This is a genomic window from Brachybacterium ginsengisoli, assembly GCF_002407065.1.
GTDB classification, from domain to species: Bacteria; Actinomycetota; Actinomycetes; order Actinomycetales; family Dermabacteraceae; genus Brachybacterium; species Brachybacterium ginsengisoli.
In genome coordinates, this window is sequence record NZ_CP023564.1 from 2,802,943 (window position 1) to 2,822,075 (window position 19,133).

The 19,133-nt window shown below is 71.4% G+C and carries 19 protein-coding genes; 6 read left to right on the forward strand and 13 right to left on the reverse strand.

What is annotated here, in order from left to right; translation table 11 throughout:
• Positions 1 to 63: 63 nt before the first annotated feature.
• The 3 genes from pta to CFK41_RS17955 all read left to right on the forward strand — a co-directional run bounded on the left by pta (position 64) and on the right by CFK41_RS17955 (position 4,080).
• Positions 64 to 2,163, forward strand: a complete 2,100-nt coding sequence (gene pta, locus CFK41_RS12530) for a phosphate acetyltransferase (RefSeq protein ID WP_096799966.1) — start codon at positions 64 to 66, stop codon at positions 2,161 to 2,163.
• A 30-nt stretch (positions 2,164 to 2,193) separates the two neighbouring features.
• Positions 2,194 to 3,414, forward strand: coding sequence for an acetate kinase (locus CFK41_RS12535; protein WP_096799967.1), 1,221 nt, complete (start codon positions 2,194 to 2,196; stop codon positions 3,412 to 3,414).
• Between the two features lie 120 nt (positions 3,415 to 3,534).
• Entirely contained in the window at positions 3,535 to 4,080 is a 546-nt protein-coding gene (locus tag CFK41_RS17955) for a hypothetical protein (RefSeq protein ID WP_096799968.1), read from the forward strand.
• Between the two features lie 120 nt (positions 4,081 to 4,200).
• On the opposite strand, the gene CFK41_RS12545 is transcribed toward CFK41_RS17955, so the two are convergent.
• The 5 genes from CFK41_RS12545 to CFK41_RS12565 form a co-directional block, all read right to left on the reverse strand.
• Positions 4,201 to 4,704: a hypothetical protein gene (locus CFK41_RS12545; RefSeq protein WP_096799969.1), complete on the reverse strand. Its 504-nt coding sequence runs from the start codon at positions 4,702 to 4,704 to the stop codon at positions 4,201 to 4,203.
• A complete protein-coding gene (locus CFK41_RS12550; RefSeq protein WP_151904744.1) occupies positions 4,701 to 5,609 on the reverse strand; it encodes a hypothetical protein in 909 nt (302 codons plus the stop codon). Before CFK41_RS12550 ends, CFK41_RS12545 begins: the two co-directional genes overlap by 4 nt.
• Before the next feature lie 120 nt (positions 5,610 to 5,729).
• Complete coding sequence (locus tag CFK41_RS12555) at positions 5,730 to 6,227, reverse strand: hypothetical protein (protein ID WP_096799971.1); 498 nt, start codon at positions 6,225 to 6,227, stop codon at positions 5,730 to 5,732.
• Positions 6,224 to 7,099 carry a hypothetical protein gene (locus tag CFK41_RS12560; RefSeq protein ID WP_151904745.1) on the reverse strand — a complete coding sequence of 292 codons (876 nt, stop codon included), beginning with the start codon at positions 7,097 to 7,099 and terminating at the stop codon, positions 6,224 to 6,226. Before CFK41_RS12560 ends, CFK41_RS12555 begins: the two co-directional genes overlap by 4 nt.
• Positions 7,100 to 7,109: 10 nt before the next feature.
• Entirely contained in the window at positions 7,110 to 8,219 is a 1,110-nt protein-coding gene (locus tag CFK41_RS12565) for a GuaB3 family IMP dehydrogenase-related protein (protein WP_096799973.1), read from the reverse strand.
• 80 nt (positions 8,220 to 8,299) lie between these two features.
• Here CFK41_RS12565 and CFK41_RS12570 point away from each other — a divergent pair, with 80 nt between their 5' ends.
• A complete protein-coding gene (locus CFK41_RS12570) occupies positions 8,300 to 8,953 on the forward strand; it encodes a hypothetical protein (protein WP_151904746.1) in 654 nt (217 codons plus the stop codon).
• 16 nt (positions 8,954 to 8,969) lie between these two features.
• On the opposite strand, the gene CFK41_RS12575 is transcribed toward CFK41_RS12570, so the two are convergent.
• On the reverse strand, positions 8,970 to 9,680 hold the full coding sequence (locus CFK41_RS12575; RefSeq protein ID WP_096799974.1) for an exonuclease domain-containing protein: 711 nt from the start codon (positions 9,678 to 9,680) through the stop codon (positions 8,970 to 8,972).
• A 138-nt stretch (positions 9,681 to 9,818) separates the two neighbouring features.
• On the opposite strand from CFK41_RS12575, the gene CFK41_RS12580 reads away from it, so the two are divergent.
• Positions 9,819 to 10,256, forward strand: coding sequence for a VOC family protein (locus tag CFK41_RS12580; RefSeq protein WP_096799975.1), 438 nt, complete (start codon positions 9,819 to 9,821; stop codon positions 10,254 to 10,256).
• Between the two features lie 130 nt (positions 10,257 to 10,386).
• On the opposite strand, the gene CFK41_RS17775 is transcribed toward CFK41_RS12580, so the two are convergent.
• Complete coding sequence (locus tag CFK41_RS17775) at positions 10,387 to 10,821, reverse strand: hypothetical protein (RefSeq protein WP_151904747.1); 435 nt, start codon at positions 10,819 to 10,821, stop codon at positions 10,387 to 10,389.
• Positions 10,822 to 10,907: 86 nt separating this feature from the next.
• Complete coding sequence (gene guaB / locus CFK41_RS12590) at positions 10,908 to 12,407, reverse strand: IMP dehydrogenase (RefSeq protein ID WP_096799977.1); 1,500 nt, start codon at positions 12,405 to 12,407, stop codon at positions 10,908 to 10,910.
• Positions 12,408 to 12,710: 303 nt separating this feature from the next.
• On the opposite strand from guaB, the gene CFK41_RS12595 reads away from it, so the two are divergent.
• Positions 12,711 to 14,342: an inorganic phosphate transporter gene (locus tag CFK41_RS12595; protein WP_169928815.1), complete on the forward strand. Its 1,632-nt coding sequence runs from the start codon at positions 12,711 to 12,713 to the stop codon at positions 14,340 to 14,342.
• 38 nt (positions 14,343 to 14,380) lie between these two features.
• Here the strand turns inward: CFK41_RS12595 and CFK41_RS12600 are convergent, their stop codons facing one another.
• From CFK41_RS12600 to groES, 5 genes are all read right to left on the reverse strand, one after another.
• Positions 14,381 to 15,169, reverse strand: coding sequence for a hypothetical protein (locus CFK41_RS12600; protein WP_096799979.1), 789 nt, complete (start codon positions 15,167 to 15,169; stop codon positions 14,381 to 14,383).
• Positions 15,170 to 15,198: 29 nt separating this feature from the next.
• Positions 15,199 to 16,212 carry a pseudouridine synthase gene (locus CFK41_RS12605; RefSeq protein ID WP_227873068.1) on the reverse strand — a complete coding sequence of 338 codons (1,014 nt, stop codon included), beginning with the start codon at positions 16,210 to 16,212 and terminating at the stop codon, positions 15,199 to 15,201.
• Complete coding sequence (locus tag CFK41_RS12610) at positions 16,200 to 16,901, reverse strand: hypothetical protein (RefSeq protein ID WP_227873069.1); 702 nt, start codon at positions 16,899 to 16,901, stop codon at positions 16,200 to 16,202. The genes CFK41_RS12605 and CFK41_RS12610 overlap by 13 nt, the downstream gene beginning before the upstream one ends.
• Before the next feature lie 264 nt (positions 16,902 to 17,165).
• On the reverse strand, positions 17,166 to 18,752 hold the full coding sequence (groL, locus tag CFK41_RS12615) for a chaperonin GroEL (RefSeq protein WP_096799982.1): 1,587 nt from the start codon (positions 18,750 to 18,752) through the stop codon (positions 17,166 to 17,168).
• Positions 18,753 to 18,755: 3 nt separating this feature from the next.
• Complete coding sequence (gene groES, locus CFK41_RS12620) at positions 18,756 to 19,052, reverse strand: co-chaperone GroES (RefSeq protein ID WP_096799983.1); 297 nt, start codon at positions 19,050 to 19,052, stop codon at positions 18,756 to 18,758.
• Positions 19,053 to 19,133: the final 81 nt, after the last annotated feature.

A 19,133-nucleotide genomic window follows, 5' to 3' on the forward strand; every position in this document is an offset into this window, starting at 1 on the left:
CCCACGTCCCCGCAGCCCGGCCGCAGCTCCGAAGGTCCCGAGCCGTCGGCCCGGCACGGACCTATGCTGGGGACCGTGTCCAAGAGTGTCTACATCGCCAGCCCGGAGGGGATGACCGGCAAGTCGATGGTGGCCTTCGGCCTCCTCGAAGCCCTCGCCTCCCGATCCGACCGTGTCGGGGTGTTCCGCCCCGTGGTCCAGTCCGGCCGATCGCGCGACTACGCCGTCGACCTCCTCACCAGCCATCCGGCGGTGGAGCAGTCCTATGAGGACGCGATCGGGGTGGAGCACGAGCTGATGCTCTCCGACCCCGATGCCGCGCACGAGCGGATCCTCGCCCGCCACCGCGAGCTCGCCGAGCGCTATGGCGTGCTGGTGGTCCTCGGCTCGGACTACGACGACCTCGCCAACCCCGCCGAGCTGTCCTTCAACGCGGAGGTCGCGGCCAACATGGGCGCGCCCGTGGTGATCGTGCTCTCCGGCCTGGACCGCAGCCCGGACCAGATCGCCGCCCTCGCGGCGGTGTCGATGAGCGAGTTCGGCGGGCACCACGCCCTGCCGATCGCCGTGGTGGTCAACCGCGCCGACGCGGACTGCCTGGACGCCGTCCGCGACGCGGTCGCGGCGAGGGTCCCCGAGGCGCTCGTCGCCGCGATCCCCGAGAACCCGGTGATCCTCGCCCCCACGGTGCAGGAGCTCAAGGACGCCGTGGGAGGCACCCTCCTGCAGGGCAACCCCGAGTGGCTGGACCGCGTCGCCGTGGGCACCGTCATCGCGGCGATGAGCCTGCCCAACGTGCTCAGCCGGCTCACCGAGAACTGCACGGTGATCGCTCCCGGCGACCGCTACGACCTGCTGCCCGGGCTGGTCATGGCGCAGCAGTCCGGCACCTTCCCCGCCCTCTCCTCGATCCTGCTCACCGGCGGCTACGACGTCCCCGAGGAGGTGGGCCGCCTGATCTCCGGCGTCCGCCAGGACCTGCCGATCCTCACCACCGATCTGTCCACCTTCGACACCGCCGTGAGGGTCTCCACCTCCCGGGGGCGGCTGGACGTCGCGAGCCCGCAGAAGATGGACGCCGCCCGCCGCGCCGTCGCCGAGCACCTGCCGATCCCGGAGCTCCTGACCTCTCTCGAGGTGAGCCGCAGCGAGGTCGTCACGCCGATGATGTTCGAGTTCGAGCTGCTGGCCCGCGCACGCGGCGCGAAGAAGACGATCGTGCTCCCGGAGGGGGACGAGCCGCGGATCATCGCGGCTGCCGAGGCGATCCTCGCCCGCGGCGTCGCCGAGCTGATCCTGCTCGGTGACGAGAACGAGATCCGTGCTCTGGCCGCCCAGCTGGGCCACGACATCTCCGAGGCGCGCATCGTCTCCCCGCACCACGAGGAGCACGTCGAGCGCTACGCCGCCGAGTACGCGCGGCTGCGCGCGAAGAAGGGCGTCACCCTCGAGCAGGCCCGCGAGAAGGTCCAGGACGTCTCCTACTTCGGCACCATGATGGTGCAGATGGGCGAGGCCGACGGGATGGTCTCCGGCGCGACCCACTCCACCGCCCACACCATCCGTCCCTCCTTCGAGATCATCAAGACCAAGCCGGGGGCGAAGATCGTCTCCTCGGTGTTCCTGATGGCCCTCGAGGACCGGGTGCTGGTCTACGGCGACTGCGCCGTGAACCCGGATCCGACCGCCGAGCAGCTCGCGGACATCGCCGTGCAGTCCGCGGCCACGGCCGCACAGTTCGGGGTCGAGCCGCGCATCGCGATGCTCTCCTACTCCACCGGCACCTCCGGCAGCGGCGCAGACGTCGACAAGGTCCGCGAGGCGACGGCCCTGGTGCGCCAGGAGGATCCCGAGCTCGACGTCGAGGGACCGATCCAGTACGACGCCGCCGTGGACGCATCGGTGGCGAAGACCAAGCTGCCGGACTCCTCCGTGGCCGGCCGGGCGACGGTCTTCGTCTTCCCGGATCTGAACACCGGCAACAACACCTACAAGGCCGTCCAGCGCTCCGCCGGCGCGATCGCGATCGGTCCGGTCCTGCAGGGGCTGAACAAGCCGGTCAACGACCTCTCCCGGGGCGCCCTCGTGGACGACATCATCAACACCGTGGTGATCACGGCGATCCAGGCGCAGGCGCAGGCGCCCTCCCCCACCGTCGGCTGACCCTCGTCCGGCACCTCCAGGAGCTCTTCCATGGCTGATCCCACCGCCTCCCGCATCCTCGTCATCAACTCCGGCTCGTCCTCGTTGAAGTTCCAGCTGCTCTCCCCCGGGGACGGCGTCGTCCACGCCTCCGGGATCGTCGAGCGCGTGGGACAGGAGAACGGCACCGCCAAGATCGCGGCCGACGGGAAGGAGTCGACCTTCGAGGGTCCCGTCGCGGACCACAAGGCGGCGATGACCATCGTCGAGACGCTCTTCGGGGAGGTGGGCCTCTCGCTGACCGACGGCAGCATCCGCGCCGTCGGGCACCGGGTGGTCCAGGGCGGGGCGCGGTACTCCGAGCCGGTCCTCATCGACGAGCAGGTGCGCTGGGACATCCATGACCTGGGCAAGCTCGCCCCGCTGCACAACTATGCGGCGGTGGACGGGATCGACGGCGCGATGGCTCTGCTGCCGGACGTCCCCCACATCGCCGTCTTCGACACGGCGTTCTTCACCGGCCTGCCCGAGGCCGCGGCGACCTACGCGCTGAACCGCGAGATCGCGACCGAGTACCGGGTGCGCCGCTACGGCGCCCACGGCACCAGCCACCAGTACGTCTCCCGCACCGTCTCCGAGCTCCTGGCCGCCGAGGGCAGGGACGTGAGCGACCTGCGGCAGATCGTGATGCACCTGGGCAACGGCGCCTCCGCCTCCGCTGTGCTCGGGGACCGGGCGGTGGAGACCTCGATGGGGCTGACGCCGCTCGAGGGGCTCGTGATGGGCACCCGCACCGGGGACATCGACCCCACGATCTACCTCCACCTGCACCGACGCGCCGGTCTCGACGCCCCCGCGATCGACGACATCCTCAACAAGCGCTCGGGGATGCAGGGCATGTGCGGGATGAGCGACTTCCGCGACATCACCAAGGCCGTCGAGGCCGGCGACGAGGCCGCCATCCTCGCCACCGACGTGTACGTGCATCGGCTGCGCAAGTACCTGGGCTCCTACACCTTCGTGCTCGGCGGTCTGGACGTGCTCACCTTCACCGCCGGGATCGGCGAGAACGTTCCGATGGTCCGCGAGCGCCTGCTCACGGGCCTCGAGGATCTGGGCATCGAGATCGACCTCGCAGCGAACGCGGCCCGTGCGGAGGGACCCCGGGTCATCTCCACCCCGGCCTCGCGGACGCTCGTGATGATCGTGCCCACGAACGAGGAGCTGTCGATCGCGCAGCAGGCCGACGCCGTCGCCCGCGGCGAGGGCTGAGGCCCGCTCGACTCCGCCCTCCTGGTACGACGTCGGCGGGTGGGGACTGCTCACCACCGCGCCGAGCGCTCCCACGACGTACTCTTCGAGGGTCGAGAACGAACTCACCAGGGGGAACAGATGGCGTACCAGGCGTCCTACGGCACGTACCGGGCACCGGCGAAGAAGCGCGGCCTGAAGCGGATCATCTTCGGGATCCTGGGCATCATCGCGAACCTCATCGGCCTGATCGTGATGCCCGTCGTGGCCGGCATCGTGGTGACGGTCATCGCTCTGCTGTCCGCGAGCCCGGTCTCGATCGGCGGCCCGTCCGGCACGGTTCAGACCACGTCCTCCTCGCTCTACTTCGTCTACGTCCCGACCTCCGAGACCGGCTCGTCCTCCTGCACGGTCGAGGGCGCCTCCGACATGGTCTGGGATCCCTCCCAGGGGTCGTCACCGGCCACGATCGACGGCACCGAGTACACGGTCGTCGGCAGCATCCAGGTCACCGACGACCAGGAGGTCGCCGTGACCTGCGACGGTGCCAGCGACGTCGCGGTCGCGGACATCGGCTTCGTGGGCTCCCTGGTGGGCATGGCCGTGGGCCTCATCATCCCGATCGGACTCGGCCTGCTCGCGGTCATCCTGCTGATCTGGGGGATCGTCGCGCGCGTGCGGTCCTGAGGCGCCGGCGGCCGGTCGTCGGCGAGCCGTCGAGCCTCCTCGAGCGTGCGGGGCTCGGGGTCTGCGCGGGCTGCGGGCGGGCACGTGCGCCATCAGCCCCTGCGCCGTGCATCCGATACGTCAGCGGAGATCCGACGCGGCCCTCTCCTCCGCCGCCGCTCGGCAGGTCGAGGACCAAGCGCCCTGATCGAAGAACAGCTCGTCGCGCCACGGGATGCCGAGCGCCTCGGCCAGATCCCGACGGAACTCACCCTCGACGTCCTCCAGATTCTCGCGCGGGATCGAGAGGCGGCGTCTGCCCGCGGCGTCCCGGGTCTTCGACGGGGTCCGCCCAAGCCCGGTGCCCCCTGCTCGGGTGCGCCGACGGGCCAGCCTGCGCAGCACTCCCGGCACGGTGAAGAACAGCCAGAGCGCAGCCGTGAGCGCATAGAACCCCGAGGCGGGCTGCGCCAGGGAGAAGAGGAGGAACGGGCCGCCGAAGGAGAGCACCGTCTCCCACGGCGTCCCGAGCAGAAGGAGCACCGCGGAGAGGGCAGCCGCCGCGACGAGGCCGTTCTTCGCCCGTCCTCCCTGCGGGGAGGACTCCTCCGGCGCTGTGGTGGGGATCGGCTGGTAGTCGCTCATCGGGTCTCCCCTCCTGTCCGGTCTCCGCTGTCGGTGCTCGGCTCGTCCTCCGCGTCAGCAGTCCTCTCCAGGCGGTCCGAGGTGTAGAGATCGGTGGACGTGTACACCGATCCGGACCAGCTCGGGGTCCAGGAGGAGGGCGTGGCGCGGACATCGGAGGGGTCCTCGTCGGGCGCTCCTCCGCCGTCTGCGCCGAGGCCGGCGAGGGAGACAGTTCCCTGCGACTCCGCAGGCTCCGCGGGACCTCGACCTTCCGGTTCGGGAGGTCCGGACGGCTCCTGCTCCGTCGACGGCGTGGCTCGACCCGACCGGGACGGATCATGCCGGTCCCCCTCGAGGCGTTCCGGAGCAGGCTCCTCGGAGACGACGCGCAGGATCTCGAGGAACGCGCGAGCGCCGCCCGCGGTCTCGTACTCCGCACGCCAGGGGATCCCCGCGTCCCGGGCGATCGCCTGGAGCTCCTGGGTGCTGCGGAAGATGCGCCAGGACCCTGGATGGATCCTGTCCTCGACACCCCCGTCGTCGGTGAAGACGAGGGGCGAGCTGGACCCCTCCTGCCCGGAACGACGGGTCGGCTCCTCCGGGCCCGGCACGTCGGAGGAGGGATCGTGCTGCCGGATCATGGCCGCGCGCCACGGCAGCACCACGAGGACCAGCAGCCACAGCAGCACGAGGGTGGGGACGTATCCGTGGTGCAGCCAGAGATGCAGGAAGCCAGGACCACGCCCGTGCAGCCGCTGCACGATCTGCTCGCGCACCATCGAGGCCGCCGAGCTCGGGGCATCGAAGAAGGGGACGAACAGCAGCACCAGGCTCACCGCCGCGGCGAGCAGGCCCAGCCCCAGGATCGCCCACGCCGGGACGCCACCTCTCGACGCCGAGGATCTCCCGCGGGACGGCCTCACCACGTGCGCACCTCAGGGTCCGTCGCGGGCCCCTCCACGATCGATCGTTCCATGCTGCGCCCACTCCCCCGGCAGATGCTGCGCACCGACCCCCGGGCGCCCCGTCATTATGTCAGCCGCTCAGGGACGGACCGCAGCGGCACGATCGCGTGCGGCGGCACGGCACACGCGGGCCCATTCCTGCTGATCGACGAGCAGCTCGTCCTCCCAGGGGATCCCGAGGGCGCGAGCCATCTCCAGGCGATGCTCGAGGCCCAGCGCCTCCGGTGCGGCGGTCGGGACGGTGAGCAGCTCCTCACCCGGCTTTTCACCCGGCTCCTCGACGACGGGCGGCTCCTGCTCCGTCCGCGGCGGCGACGCCAGCGCGCGCAGCATGCCCGGTCCCTCGATCCAGATCCAGAACACCGCGACGAACGAGAGGAACCCGGTGGAGGGACGCAGCAGCCACGGCACGATGTACTCCACCAGATCGGGGCGCAGCTCCCAGTGCAGGAACGGCACCATCACCCACAACGCCAGCACGAGAGCCAGGAACAGCCGCAGCAGGGAGCGGAAGACGGTGCGCAGGGGTGATCGCCTGCCTGCCGCCCGGCCGCGCGGAGAGGACCGCCGGGTCATCGCTCGCCCTCCTCATCCGTCGCGTCCTGTCCCTCGAGCCGTTCCGAGGAGTACAGGGTGGTGGAGGTATAGACGGACCCGGAGTAGGTGGGGGTCCAGGCCGGTTCGGCCGGGGGCTGCGACGCGGGGCTCTCTGATGTCTCGAGCGCCGCGGCGGGCTCCGGCTCGGCGCCATACGGCTCGACCGCATCCGGCTCGGCGCCATCCGGTGCCACAGGGACCGGTATGACGGGTGCCGCTCCCGGCGCCAGCTCGTCCGCTCCGACGGGGCCTGCCGGCACGGCCGAGGACTCGCGCCCGGCACCCGCACCGTTGCTGTCGCTCGTCGCGTCCCCGCCCGGTTCCACCGGATCGCGGCGGAGCTCCCTGAGGATCTCGAGGAGCGCGCGCGCTCCCCCTGCGGTCTCGTACGCCGAGTCCCAGGGGATCCCGGCACGACTCGCCCGGCCGCGCAGCTCCTCGACACCGATCGTGAGCGTCGGCACGTCCGTAGTCGCGACGCTCTCGGCACCCGCCGTCCCCGCCGTGCCCCGCTCGGCACGGCGACCCGCGGCCCCGGCCTGCTCGCGACGGCGGACGGCATGCGCCCGCTTCGCGGACTGGTACGGGATCACGCCGAGCAGCAGGACGCAGAACAGCATGAGGACCATGAAGAAGTCCTCGTGGAGCAGGGACGTCGCGCCACGCGGCAGGTGATCCCCGAGCAGCATCTCCAGCCGCACCCTGAGCAGCCGGAAGGGCCTCTGGCCGTCGTCGTAGAAGGGCCCGATCAGCAGCACCAGGCACACCAGGATCACCGGCACCGCCAACGCCAGCACGGCGGTCGGCGGCACACCCCCGGACGGCTCAGACCGGCGGGACGTCTCGTTCATCGGGCATCGGTCACGGCTTCGCGACGACGTCGACCCGCTGGAACTCCTTGAGATCGAGGTAGCCCGTGGTGGCCATCGCGTGGCGCAGGGCCCCGACCAGGTTGGTGTTGCCATCGGCCGAGATCGACGGGCCGAAGAGGATCTGCTCGAGCGGTGCCACCGTGCCCACGCTGACCCGGTGCCCTCGGGTGAGCGTCGGGTGGTGGGCCTCGCTGCCCCAGTGATGGCCGTGGCCCGGGGCCTCCTCCGCGCGCGCGAGCGCCGCACCGACCATGAGCCCGTCGGCGCCGCAGGCGATGGCCTTGACCAGGTCGCCCGAGCGGCCCAGTCCGCCGTCGGCGATGACGTGCACGTAGCGGCCGCCGGACTCGTCCATGTAGTCGCGGCGGGCTGCGGCGACGTCGGCCACCGCACCGGCCAGCGGCACGGAGATGCCGAGGGTCTCCTCGGTGGTCTGCGAGGCCCCGCCGCCGAAGCCGACGAGCACGCCGGCGGCGCCGGTGCGCATCAGGTGCAGGGCCGCGGTGTAGGTCGCGCAGCCGCCCACGATCACCGGGACGTCGAGCTCGTAGATGAACCTCTTGAGGTTCAGCGGCTCACGGCTCGTCGAGACGTGCTCCGCCGAGACCGTGGTGCCGCGGATGAAGAAGAGGTCCACGCCCGCGTCGACGACGGTCTTCCAGTGCTCCTGGGTGCGCTGCGGCGAGAGCGATCCGGCGGCGGTGACGCCGGCGTCGCGCAGCTGCTGGAGGCGGTCGCGGATGAGCTCGGACTTGACCGGCTCCTCGTACGCGGTGCGCATCACCGAGACGACCTCGTCGTCGGAGGCCTGTGCGATCCGTTCGAACTGGGAGGTCGGGTCCTCGTAGCGGGTCCAGAGGCCCTCGAGGTCCAGCACGCCCAGACCGCCGAGACGGCCCAGCTCGATGGCGGTGTCCGGGGACATCAGGGAGTCCATCGGGGCCGCGAAGATCGGGATGTCGAAGTGGTAGGCGTCCACCTGCCACGAGGTGGAGACGTCCTCCGGGTCCCGGGTGCGCCGGGAGGGCACCACCGCCACGTCATCCAGGCTGTAGCTGCGGCGTCCCCGCTTGTTGCGGCCGATCTCGATCTCGCTCATCACACCGGGGAGTCTACCGTCGGCGCGACCGGTCCCGTCCCCGCGCCCGGTGCGGGCGCGTCGCGGGCTACCGTGGAGCGATGCGCTCCGACCGTGCCTCCGGCCCCGACCCCGAGCAGGGGCTCGAGCCCGTTCCGGCGGAGGGGCCGACGGAGGGGTCCGCGGACGGGCTCCCGGAGGAGCTCGCCGCCTTCCCGCGGCTGGATGCGGAGGGGATGATCGTCGGCGCCGAGCAGGACGGCCAGGCACCCGCCCCGCTGTCAGGCCCCTCTCCCCTGCTGCCGGGGCTGGTCGCCATCGCGGGCGTGGTCCTGACAGTGCTCGCCGTCCTCGCGACGGTGCGCACCGTCTCCGCCGCGGGCCAGGCGCGGCCGATGCTCGTGCCGGTACTGGTCGCGGGGCTCGCGCTCGGCGGATACTCGATGACCCGCCTGCTGCAGCTGCTGCTCCTGGCGACCTCGCGCGCTCGTCGTCGGGCGGCCGGCGCGGACCTGCCGCCGGTGCGATGGCAGCTGCTCGACGACCACTCCCTCCATGCCGTCTGGGTAAGCGGCGTCGGCGCCTCGATCGGCCTGATGGGGCTGCTCGGGGTGTGGTCCCTGCTGGACGGCCACCCCTCCGGGCTCGAACCGGGCTGGCCGTTGCTGCTCGTCGGCGGCGGGGCGGCCCTGATGGCCCATCTCGCCCGTCAGCGCGCCTCCCGCGCCTGGCAGGAGGCCGGCGAGGTGGAGTGAGCCGGGGCCGGACGGGTCAGAGCGGCCAGGTGGTGCTGACGTCCGGCGTCTTGCCCTTCTTCGTCAGCCACTCGTTCATCCCCTCGGCCCAGCGTCGGTGCCAGCCGGTCTGCTCGCGGTGGAGCTCCTCGAGGGTGGAGCCTGCGACCTTCGGGTACTTGGCCGCGATCGCCCGCACCACGTCGAGGGTCGCGGAGACGTCGACGTCCGCGGTGTGGAGACGGCCGTCCTGCTCGATGCCGAAGTGGGCGAGCACGTCGGTGAGGGTGCGCTTGCCCTTGCGGTAGCGATCCACCCCGCGATCGATCACGAGCCCGTCGATCACCGGGGCGATGTCGTGCCCGAGGCGCTGGGTGAGGGTGGGCAGGCCCAGCCGCGTCAGCTCGTTCTCGAGGATCGCGAGGTCGAAGCTGATGTTGAAGGCGACCAGCGGAATGTCCTTCGCGAGGGCGTCCGCGATCATCGAGGCGACCTCGTCGAGCGCCTCGGCGCCCTTCATGCCGTGGGCCCGCGCATGCTCGGTGCTGATGCCGTGCACGCGCTGCGCCGGCTCCGGGATGTCCATCTCCGGATCGATCAGCCAGGTCGCGACGGTCTCGTTCTCCCGGCCCGGACCCACTGAGTGCACCAGGGCGACCGTGACGATCCGGTCGCTCGCGACGTTCGTCCCGGTGGTCTCGGTGTCGAAACCGAGCAGCGGGGCATCGATCCAGGAAGAAGTGCTCATGGAACCAGCTTAGGGGCGGGTCCCGACCGACGGCGCCGGGCCGACGCCGATGTGGACGCGAGGGCCGCGGGCAGGAATGATCGCGGGACGGCCGTCCCTCCCGGCGCGTCACAGCACCACGATCCTCGAGGAGTCCGCATGACCGCTCCGTCCCTGTACCTGCACCTGCCCGGCACCGCCGCCGAGGCGCTCGACTTCTACCGAGGCGTGTTCGGCGGGGAGATCGAGCACCACACCTTCGCCCAGTTCGAGCGCACCGACGGCCCCAGCGCGGCCATCGCCCACGGAGTGCTCCGCGGCGCGGTGGAGCTGTACGTCTCCGATGCCGGCGAGCACGATGAGCCGTTCGCGGCCCGCGGTCTCATGGTCGCGCTGCTCGGCCGCGCCGAGCCGACCACCCTGCGCACCTGGTTCGTCAGCCTCTCCGAAGGGGGCGACGTGATCGACGAGCTGCAGCGTCGACCCTGGGGCGCCTCCGACGGACGGGTACGCGATCGGTACGGCGTCCAGTGGCTGATCGGCTACGAGCACGGCACCGACTCCGCGGGACAGGCGATGACCACCGCCGACGCCTGAGGGGCGCCGGTGGTCGGTTAGTGGCGCCCTGGCGATGACTGTGCCGATATCGCCGTACTCGTCGCCCAGGCGCCCGCAGCCGACCAGATCCGCGGCGCCACGGGGCTCAGCGGCACCGCGAGCGGTCTCGTCAGAGCTCGCCGCTCCCCAGTGTCATGGCACCGAGCAGCACCGGCACCGTGAGAACAGGGGCGATCGTCGCGACCCCGATCGCCACGGCGGCACGGACCGCGCCCCGACCGCGGACCAGAGCGACGATCCCCGACACGACCGCGGCGATCCCCGCCGACGTCCACAGCAGGAGCGATCCGAACGCCACGAGCACGGAGGCCTGATACCAGGCGGGGGTGTCCGTGAGGTAGTAACCGGAGGCGGACTCCATCGGAACGACCGTCAGACCCACGTACGCCATCGCCGCCGTGGCTCCGAGGAGTGCCAGGAGCGAGAGCCCCAGCGCCCACGAGGAAAGCCGTGCCCGTACAGGGCGCTCGTCTCCCTCGGCCGGGGCGGGGCCGAGTGCGGCGGCAGTCGGGGAACCGGTCACGGAAGCGCTCTGGATGCTCATGGGATCGATGCTGGAAGCGCAGCTCACCGTGTCCCACCGTGCAACCCTGACCGCGGCGCGGGGGCTATCCCCCGCCGCCGCGCCGATCAGCGCGAGCTGTAGTTCGGGGCCTCCATGATCGCGGCCATGTCGTGGGGGTGGGACTCCTTGAGCCCGGCCGGCGTGATGCGCACGAACTGCCCCTTCTCCTTGAGCTCGGGGACGGTGTTCGCGCCGACGTAGAACATCGACTGGTGCAGGCCGCCGGTCAGCTGATGCACGACGGAGCCGAGCTGGCCCTTGTAGGAGACGCGGCCCTCGATGCCCTCGGGCACGATCTTGTCGTCGCTGGGGACGTCGGCCTGGAAGTAGCGGTCCTTGGAGAAGGACTTCTTGCCGCGCGAGGACATCGCGCCGAGCGAGCCCATGCCGCGGTAGGCCTTGTACTGCTTGCCGCCCACGAGGACCACCTCGCCCGGGGACTCCTCGGTGCCCGCCAGCAGCGAGCCGACCATGACGGTGTCCGCGCCGGCGACCAGCGCCTTGGCGATGTCGCCGGAGTACTGCAGGCCGCCGTCGCCGATCAGCGGCACGCCGGCGGGGCCGCAGGCCTTGGAGGCCTCGTGGATCGCGGTGACCTGCGGGACGCCGACGCCGGCGACCACGCGGGTGGTGCAGATGGAGCCCGGACCCACGCCGACCTTGACCGCGTCGGCCCCTGCGTCCACGAGCGCCTGCGCTCCGGCGCGGGTGGCGACGTTACCGCCGATCACCTGCACGTCGCGGAACGCGGGGTCGCCCTTGATGGTGCGGATCATCTCGAGCGCCAGGCGGGCATGGCCGTTGGCGGTGTCGACGACGAGCACGTCCACGCCCGCATCGCGCAGCGCGCCCGCCCGCTCGAGGGAGTCGCCGAAGAAGCCCACGCCGGCGCCCACCAGGAGACGGCCCTGGCCGTCCTTGGAGGCGTCGGGGAACTGCTCGGACTTCACGAAGTCCTTCACGGTGATGAGCCCGGTCAGGCGGCCGTCGGCGTCGACCAGCGGGAGCCGCTCGCGCTTGTTCTTGCGCAGCATGGCGGTCGCCTCCTCGGGGGTGACGTCCTCCGGAGCGGTGAACAGCTCGGTGGTCATCACGTCGACGACCTTGGTGGTGGACCACTCGGCGACCGGGATGAAGCGCAGGTCGCGGTTGGTGCAGATGCCGATGAGGCGCTCGCCCTCATCGACGACCGGCAGGCCGGAGACGCGGAACTGGCCGCACAGCGCGTCGAAGTCCTCGAGGGTGGCGTCCGGGCCGATGGTGACCGGGTTGGTGATGCGGCCGGTCTGGGTGCGCTTGACGAGGTCCACCTGGTGGGCCTGGTCCTCGATGGAGAGGTTGCGGTGCAGGATGCCGATGCCGCCGTGGCGGGCCATCGCGATCGCCATCCGTGACTCGGTGACGGTGTCCATCGCCGCGCTCGCCAGCGGAATCTTCAAGGAGATCTCCCGGGTGAGGCGACTGCTGGTGTCCGCCTCCGAGGGGATCACATCCGTCTCCCCGGGAAGCAGGAGGACGTCGTCGTAGGTGAGTCCGATAAAACCGAAGGGATCCGCGCTCGTCATGGACCGATGGTAGCCGCGTCCGTCCCTCGCGTGCAGTCCTGCCCACCACACCGGACCTCGCAGCACCCCTCGGTGACCTGCGCTGATGGCGGGCGTGGGCGGGATCACGCAGGCAGGCGCCCCCGGATCCGCGCACGTCGGAGCACTGCGGGCCGCCGCGCAGCGGCCCCGGAAGTTCCCGCGATGTTCACCCCGGAGCGGTTGACGGCCTAGAGTGGCGGCGGCCCAGTCGGGATGGGAACGGCGCGGATGCGCTCGCCCCTCCCCCTCCTCCTCACCCCCGGGAACACGACGATGCCTGGCATGCCCCCGCAGAAGACCGCCGACGCCCCCGTGAGCTCGGGCCTCCTCGGCCCCGACCGCAACTGGCACCTCGGTGCCGGACTGATGACTCTGGCGACCGTCGTCGCCTTCACCATCTGGGCGTTCGCCCATACCGGATCGGGGGCCAACTCCTTCCTGCTGGTCCTCGGAGTCGCCTTCGGCCTCTTCATGGCCTTCAACATCGGCGGCAACGACGTCGCCAACTCCTTCGGCACGAGCGTCGGAGCAGGCACGCTGACCATGAAGCAGGCGCTCGTGGTCGCCGCGGTCTTCGAGGTCTCGGGCGCTGTCCTCGCCGGCGGCTCGGTGACCGAGACGGTGCGCAGCGGCATCGTCGACATCGACGCCATGCACGTGGATCCGCTGTCCTTCGCACTGATCATGATGGCCGCCCTGCTGGGCGCCGCGGTCTGGCTGCTGCTCGCCACCAAGATGGGATGGCCGGTCTCGACCACTCACGCGATCATCGGCGGCATCGTCGGCGCGGCGGTCACCACCGGCGCCGTCACCGGCACGGGTGGCCTCGGGATGGTCCAGTGGGGCGAGATCGGGCAGATCGCGATCTCCTGGGTCCTCTCCCCGCTCCTCGGCGGTCTCTCCGCCTACCTGCTCTTCGGGGCGATCAAGCGCCACATCCTGGCGCCGTCGGCCCGCGCCATCGCCCTCGGCTCGCGCGGGTTCGACGACGCGGAGGACGACGACGAGGACGAGGACGACGAGGACGACGACCCCCGCGGCCACGTGGCCGGCTACGAGCGCGTCACCGAGCTGCAGCAGGCGGCCTTCGCGGAGTCCGCGGCCCTGGACCTGACCCCCGGCGGACCGGGAGCGGAGCTCGCCGAGCAGGCGGCCCACCTGTCCAAGAAGGACCGCAAGGCGGCGCGCAAGATCGAGCGCAAGGCGGCGTACCACGCGCTGGAGAAGCGGGTCCCCCCGCTCGCGGCCGGTGCCGCCGTGCTGCTCGCGGCCATGCTGGTGTTCAAGGGCCTGAAGAACGTGGGCCTGGACATCTCCCTCGGCGGCGGCATCCTGATGCTGGTCATGATCGCCCTGGGCGTGTGGATGGCGACGACCGTGTTCGCGCGGGCTCTGAAGAAGCAGTCGATCTCGCGGGCCACCTTCATCATGTTCAGCTGGATGCAGGTGTTCACCGCCTGCGCCTTCGCGTTCAGCCACGGTGCGAACGACATCGCCAACGCGGTGGGTCCCTTCGCCGCGGTGCTCGATGTGCTCAGGACGGGCGCGATCTCCGAGGAGGCCGCCGTGCCCACGGCCGTGCTGGCCGCCTTCGGCATCGCCTTGGTCTCCGGTCTGTGGTTCGTGGGCCGCAAGGTGATCCACACCGTCGGCACCGGACTGACCGCGATGCACCCGTCCTCGGGCTTCGCCGCCGAGCTCGCCGCCGCCACCGTGGTCCTCCTGGCCTCGGTGCTCGGTCTCCCGGTCTCCTCCACCCACATCCTCATCGGCGCCGTGCTCGGCGTCGGCATCGTCAACCACGCCGCGAACTGGAAGCTGATGCGGCCGATCGCCCTCGCCTGGATCATCACCCTCCCGGCCGCGGCGGGCATCGGCGCCGTGGTGGTGCTGGTGCTGCGCGCGATCTTCTGAGCGGAGCGAGCACTCCCCTCGGCCCGGCGGCCCGTCCCTCAGCGGGGCGGGTCGTCCTCGCGTCCAGGCTCCTTGCCGCCCTGCACCCGTCGCACCCGGTCGAACTCGGCCTGGAAGGCCGCGTCGTCGTGCGCGTACTCCTCCCGCCACGGCATGCCGAGCCGGGCGGCGAGCTCGCGGTGGCTCCGCTCCCGGTGCGCCCGTCGGTTCTCGCGCACCAGCACGGTGCGGTGCGGGGCGGGGCGCAGGCCCACCGCGGCCTGCAGGGTGCGCAGGCCGTCGAAGCTGGCGTCGTCCCAGCCGCTCTCGGGCACCACCCACTGCCGACCTGAGTCGTCGTCCCCGTGCCCGGTCCGTGCCGGGTCCTCCAGGCCGATCACCGCCATGCCGCCGCGCTGCGCGTCGCCGGTCGCGTAGCGGACCTGCTCCAGCGGCGCCCGGTCCACGGTGCGCAGCCCGCGTCGCAGCGCCAGGGTCCCGGCCTGCTCGTCCAGCAGCACCACGCGGTGGGTGAGGATCATGGGGACCAGCGCCCACAGCGAGAACAGCACCCACAGGGCGAGCGCGCCGAGCAGCAGCTGCATCCAGGCGGGGGCGAGGAGCTGCTCGAGCGGGCCGTCGTGCCCGCCGAGCAGGCGCGAGGTCCGCCACTGCTGGATCCCGGCGGCGGCGAAGGTGCTCAGGAGCACGGCGACCATCGGCAGGCCGATCAGCGCGGCGGGCCGGTAGCGGGCGCGCAGGGAGGGGCCCACGATCACGGCCCCGGCGCGGGTGCGACGCGGCACGGGTGCCGGCGAGGCGGCGTCGGCGGGACGGGGAGCGGTCACCGGCCCAGCGTACGAGACCCCGGGACGCGTCACTCCGCCTCGAGCTCCCGCGTGCTGAGGAACTCACGGGGCTCCGCGGTGCAGGGGTCGCGGAAGGCGAGCCGCCGGGCGAGCAGCTGCAGCGGGCGCTCCGCCTCCGCCGGCACGTCAGCCGTGGTGCCGTACAGGTCCTCTCCGAGGATCGGTGCCCCGCGTGCGGCGAGCTGGGCACGCAGCTGATGGGTGCGTCCCGTGCGCGGCCGGAGCCTCACCCGCAGCGCGCCGGAGGGCTCCGCGGCGATCATCTCGAGCTCGGTCTCGGCGTTCACCGCCCCCGGCACGACCTGCGTTGCCAGCTCACCGCGCACCGTGACCAGGCGATCGAGCAGGGTGAGCCGCTCCCCCGGACTGCGCGGCAGGCTCGATCCGGGCTCGGGCATCGCGAGCGCCTCGTACTCCTTCTCCACCTCGCGGCGGGCGAAGAGCTGCTGGTAGGCGGAGCGCTCCTCGGAGCGGATGCCGAAGGCGAGCACCCCGGCGGTGCGGCGGTCCAGCCGGTGCAGCGGCACCAGCGACTCGATCCCCGTCTCCCGGCGCAGCCGCACCAGCGCGCTGGAGAGGATGTGCGCGCCGCGAGGCATGGTGGCGACGTCATGCGGCTTGTCGATCACCAGCAGGTGGTCATCGCGATGCAGCACGGGCAGCTCGATCTCGGGGACCGCCTCGGGGCGCAGCTCCCGGTGGAACCACATCTCCTCCCCCGGGGCGACCCGGTCGGCGGCCGCCCAGGGGCGCCCGTCGGCGTCGACGATCTCCCCGGTGGCGAAGCGCGTCCCCAGCTCGGTCGCAGTGGGGTCCGCGAGGGCCGGGAAGCGGGACAGGAGGAGATCCAGCGCGCGTGCACCCTCGGGCACATCCCGCGGCACCTGCCAGCGCACGGCATCGAGCCCGCCGCGCTGCGGCAGGGGCGGGGGCCGACGACGAGCGCGTCGACGGGCGGCGCGGCCGGGCCGCGCAGCGGGTGGTCCCTCGCCGCCGGCGGGCTCGCCGCTCACAGCCCCCACACGATGAAGGTGAGCAGGTTGTGGCCGATGTAGATCAGCAGCAGGGCCGCCAGCAGCAGGTTGGGGTGGCGGTCCACGAAGCTCAGCGCCTGAGGGGCCTGCCGGCTCAGCTCGAGCGGGGTGATCGCGTCGATGTGCTCGATGCGCACCCCGGCCTCCCGTGCACGGTGCAGGGTCATCTCCTGGGCGCGCGGCCCGAAGAAGCGGCTCGAGACGGCGAGGATCCGTCGGCCGTCGGCATCCATCACGTACACCCCGTCATAGGCGGTCTCGGGGGCGTCCAGCGCCTCGGCCGCCGCGGAGCCGCGGTCGATGTCCCGGGCCGCGATCACCTGGCCCACGTCCTCCCAGCGAGCGGTGCGGGTCCGACGGAACAGGCTGCGCAGCACGAAGCCCTGATCGTCGATCTGCAGCCAGGAGGTGATCACCCGCAGGCACGCCACCGTCACCGCCATCGCGATCAGCACCCAGATGATCAGCGGGAGGGTGAACAGAGCGTCGTGCATCAGCGCCGGATCGCGCCAGAGCTTCTGGCCCACGAAGGAGATGATCACGAGGAACTCGAGCACCACGAGGAAGACGGCGGCCACCACGAGGCTGCCGATCACCACGGCGGCGGGTGGCCCGAAGGTCCGGGTGGGGAGGGCCCCGTCCTCTATCGAGGAGGTCGTCTCGGGCGTGCTGATCACCACTGCTCCTCCTGTCCTCGTGCTGCGGTCGGGTGCTGGTCCCGGCCTCGGGCTCTGGTCCGTTGTGACTCAGCCCATCTTAGGCGGAGCGGCGACATGCCAGGAACGGCACGCCGCGCTGCGGTGTCGACGCCGCACCCGCCCCGACCAGCGGTGTTGGGCGGGGACGACGACGGGGCGGGCGGCACGGGTCACCCCCTGCCGCCCGCCCCGGGCGGTGCGAACCTGCTCAGCGGTGTGCCGAGCGGTTCACGACCTCATCGATCAGTTCTCGTCCTTGTCCTGCTTCTCGATGACGAGGGTCTCGGTGGTCAGCACCAGGCCCGCGATCGAGGCCGCGTTCCGCAGAGCGGAGCGCGTGACCTTGACCGGGTCGATGATGCCGGCGGCCACGAGGTCGACGTACTCGCCGGTCGCAGCGTTCAGGCCGGTGCCGACGGGAGCCTCCTTGACCTTCTCGACCACGACGTAGCCCTCGAGGCCCGCGTTCTCGGAGATCCAGCGAAGCGGCTCGACGACCGCACGGGCCACGGCGCGCACGCCCACGGCCTCGTCACCGGTGAGGCCGAGATCGTCGGCCAGCACGGAGGACGCCTGGACGATGGCGCTGCCGCCACCGGCCACGATGCCCTCCTCGATGGCAGCGCGGGTCGCGGAGACCGCGTCCTCGATGCGCATCTTCTTCTCCTTGAGCTCCACCTCGGTGTGAGCCCCGACCTTGATCACGGAGACGCCGCCGGCCAGCTTCGCGAGGCGCTCCTGGAGCTTCTCGCGATCCCAGTCGGAATCGGTGTTCTCGATCTCGGCGCGGATCTGCGCGACGCGATCGGCCACAGCCTGCTCGTCACCGGCACCGCCCACGATCGTGGTGGAGTCCTTGGTGACGACGACGCGACCGGCCTTGCCGAGCACCTCGGTGCCGACGGTCTTGAGGTCGAGACCGAGGTCCGACGTCACGACCTGGGCGCCGGTGAGCACCGCGATGTCCTGGAGCATCGCCTTGCGACGATCGCCGAAGGCGGGCGCCTTGACGGCCGCGCCCTTGAAGTTCCCGCGGATCTTGTTGACGACCAGCGTGGACAGAGCCTCGCCGTCGACGTCCTCCGCGATGATGAACAGCGGCTTGCCGCCCTCCACGACCTTCTCCAGCAGCGGCAGGATGTCGGCCACGGCCGAGATCTTGCCCTGGTGCAGCAGCACGTGGGCGTCCTCGAGGACGGTCTCCTGGCGATCCGCGTCGGTGACGAAGTGCGGGGAGATGTAGCCCTTGTCGAACTGCATGCCCTCGGTGAAGTCGAGCTCCATCGCCGTGGTGGAGGACTCCTCCACGGTGATGACGCCGTCCTTGCCGACCTTGTCGAAGGCCTCGGCGAGCAGGTCGCCGATCTCGCGGTCCTGGCTGGACACCGAGGCGACCGAGGCGATCTGCGCCTTGCCGTCGACCGGGATGGCGATCTCGCCGAGCTTCTCGGAGAGCGCGTCCACGGCCTTCTCGATGCCGCGCTTCAGGGCCGACGGAGCGGCGCCGGAGGCGACGTTGCGCAGGCCCTCGTGCACGATGGCCTGGGCGAGGACGGTGGCGGTGGTGGTTCCGTCGCCGGCCACGTCGTTGGTCTTGGTCGCGACCTCCTTCGTGAGCTGAGCGCCGAGGTTCTCGTAGGGATCCTCGAGCTCGATCTCACGGGCGATGGTCACGCCGTCGTTGGTGATCGTGGGGGCGCCCCACTTCTTGTCGAGGACGACGTTGCGGCCGCGGGGGCCGAGCGTCACCTTGACGGTGTTGGCGAGCTTGTCCACGCCGCGCTCGAGGGCGCGTCGCGCGTCCTCGTTGTACAGGATCTCCTTGGCCATGGATCAGGCCTCGATGATCGCGAGGATGTCGCGTGCGCCGAGGACGAGGAACTCCTCGTTGCCGTACTTCAGCTCGGTGCCGCCGTACTTGGAGAAGACGACCTTGTCGCCGACCTTGACGTCCATGGGCACACGGGCGCCCTTGTCGTCAAAACGACCGGCGCCGACGGCGACGACCTCGCCCTCCTGGGGCTTCTCCTTCGCGGTGTCAGGGATGACCAGGCCGGAGGCCGTGGTCTGCTCTGCCTCGAGCGGCTTGACGACGACGCGATCCTCGAGGGGCTTGATGGAGACCGACATGCGGCTCACTCCTTCATGAAGAGATGTGACTCTGCGTGAGTTCTTGGGTGGCGGGACCCGTTCCCGATCGTCGTCGCGGTG

Excerpts from the sequence above, each read along its gene's own strand:
- pta (WP_096799966.1), top strand. The coding sequence starts at position 64 with ATGCTGGGGACCGTGTCCAAGAGTGTCTACATCGCCAGCCCGGAGGGG.
- CFK41_RS12535 (WP_096799967.1), top strand. The coding sequence starts at position 2,194 with ATGGCTGATCCCACCGCCTCCCGCATCCTCGTCATCAACTCCGGCTCG.
- CFK41_RS17955 (WP_096799968.1), top strand. The coding sequence starts at position 3,535 with ATGGCGTACCAGGCGTCCTACGGCACGTACCGGGCACCGGCGAAGAAG.
- CFK41_RS12545 (WP_096799969.1), bottom strand. The coding sequence starts at position 4,704 with ATGAGCGACTACCAGCCGATCCCCACCACAGCGCCGGAGGAGTCCTCC.
- CFK41_RS12555 (WP_096799971.1), bottom strand. The coding sequence starts at position 6,227 with ATGACCCGGCGGTCCTCTCCGCGCGGCCGGGCGGCAGGCAGGCGATCA.
- CFK41_RS12560 (WP_151904745.1), bottom strand. The coding sequence starts at position 7,099 with ATGAACGAGACGTCCCGCCGGTCTGAGCCGTCCGGGGGTGTGCCGCCG.
- CFK41_RS12565 (WP_096799973.1), bottom strand. The coding sequence starts at position 8,219 with ATGAGCGAGATCGAGATCGGCCGCAACAAGCGGGGACGCCGCAGCTAC.
- CFK41_RS12570 (WP_151904746.1), top strand. The coding sequence starts at position 8,300 with ATGCGCTCCGACCGTGCCTCCGGCCCCGACCCCGAGCAGGGGCTCGAG.
- CFK41_RS12575 (WP_096799974.1), bottom strand. The coding sequence starts at position 9,680 with ATGAGCACTTCTTCCTGGATCGATGCCCCGCTGCTCGGTTTCGACACC.
- CFK41_RS12580 (WP_096799975.1), top strand. The coding sequence starts at position 9,819 with ATGACCGCTCCGTCCCTGTACCTGCACCTGCCCGGCACCGCCGCCGAG.
- CFK41_RS17775 (WP_151904747.1), bottom strand. The coding sequence starts at position 10,821 with ATGAGCATCCAGAGCGCTTCCGTGACCGGTTCCCCGACTGCCGCCGCA.
- guaB (WP_096799977.1), bottom strand. The coding sequence starts at position 12,407 with ATGACGAGCGCGGATCCCTTCGGTTTTATCGGACTCACCTACGACGAC.
- CFK41_RS12595 (WP_169928815.1), top strand. The coding sequence starts at position 12,711 with ATGCCCCCGCAGAAGACCGCCGACGCCCCCGTGAGCTCGGGCCTCCTC.
- groL (WP_096799982.1), bottom strand. The coding sequence starts at position 18,752 with ATGGCCAAGGAGATCCTGTACAACGAGGACGCGCGACGCGCCCTCGAG.
- groES (WP_096799983.1), bottom strand. The coding sequence starts at position 19,052 with ATGTCGGTCTCCATCAAGCCCCTCGAGGATCGCGTCGTCGTCAAGCCG.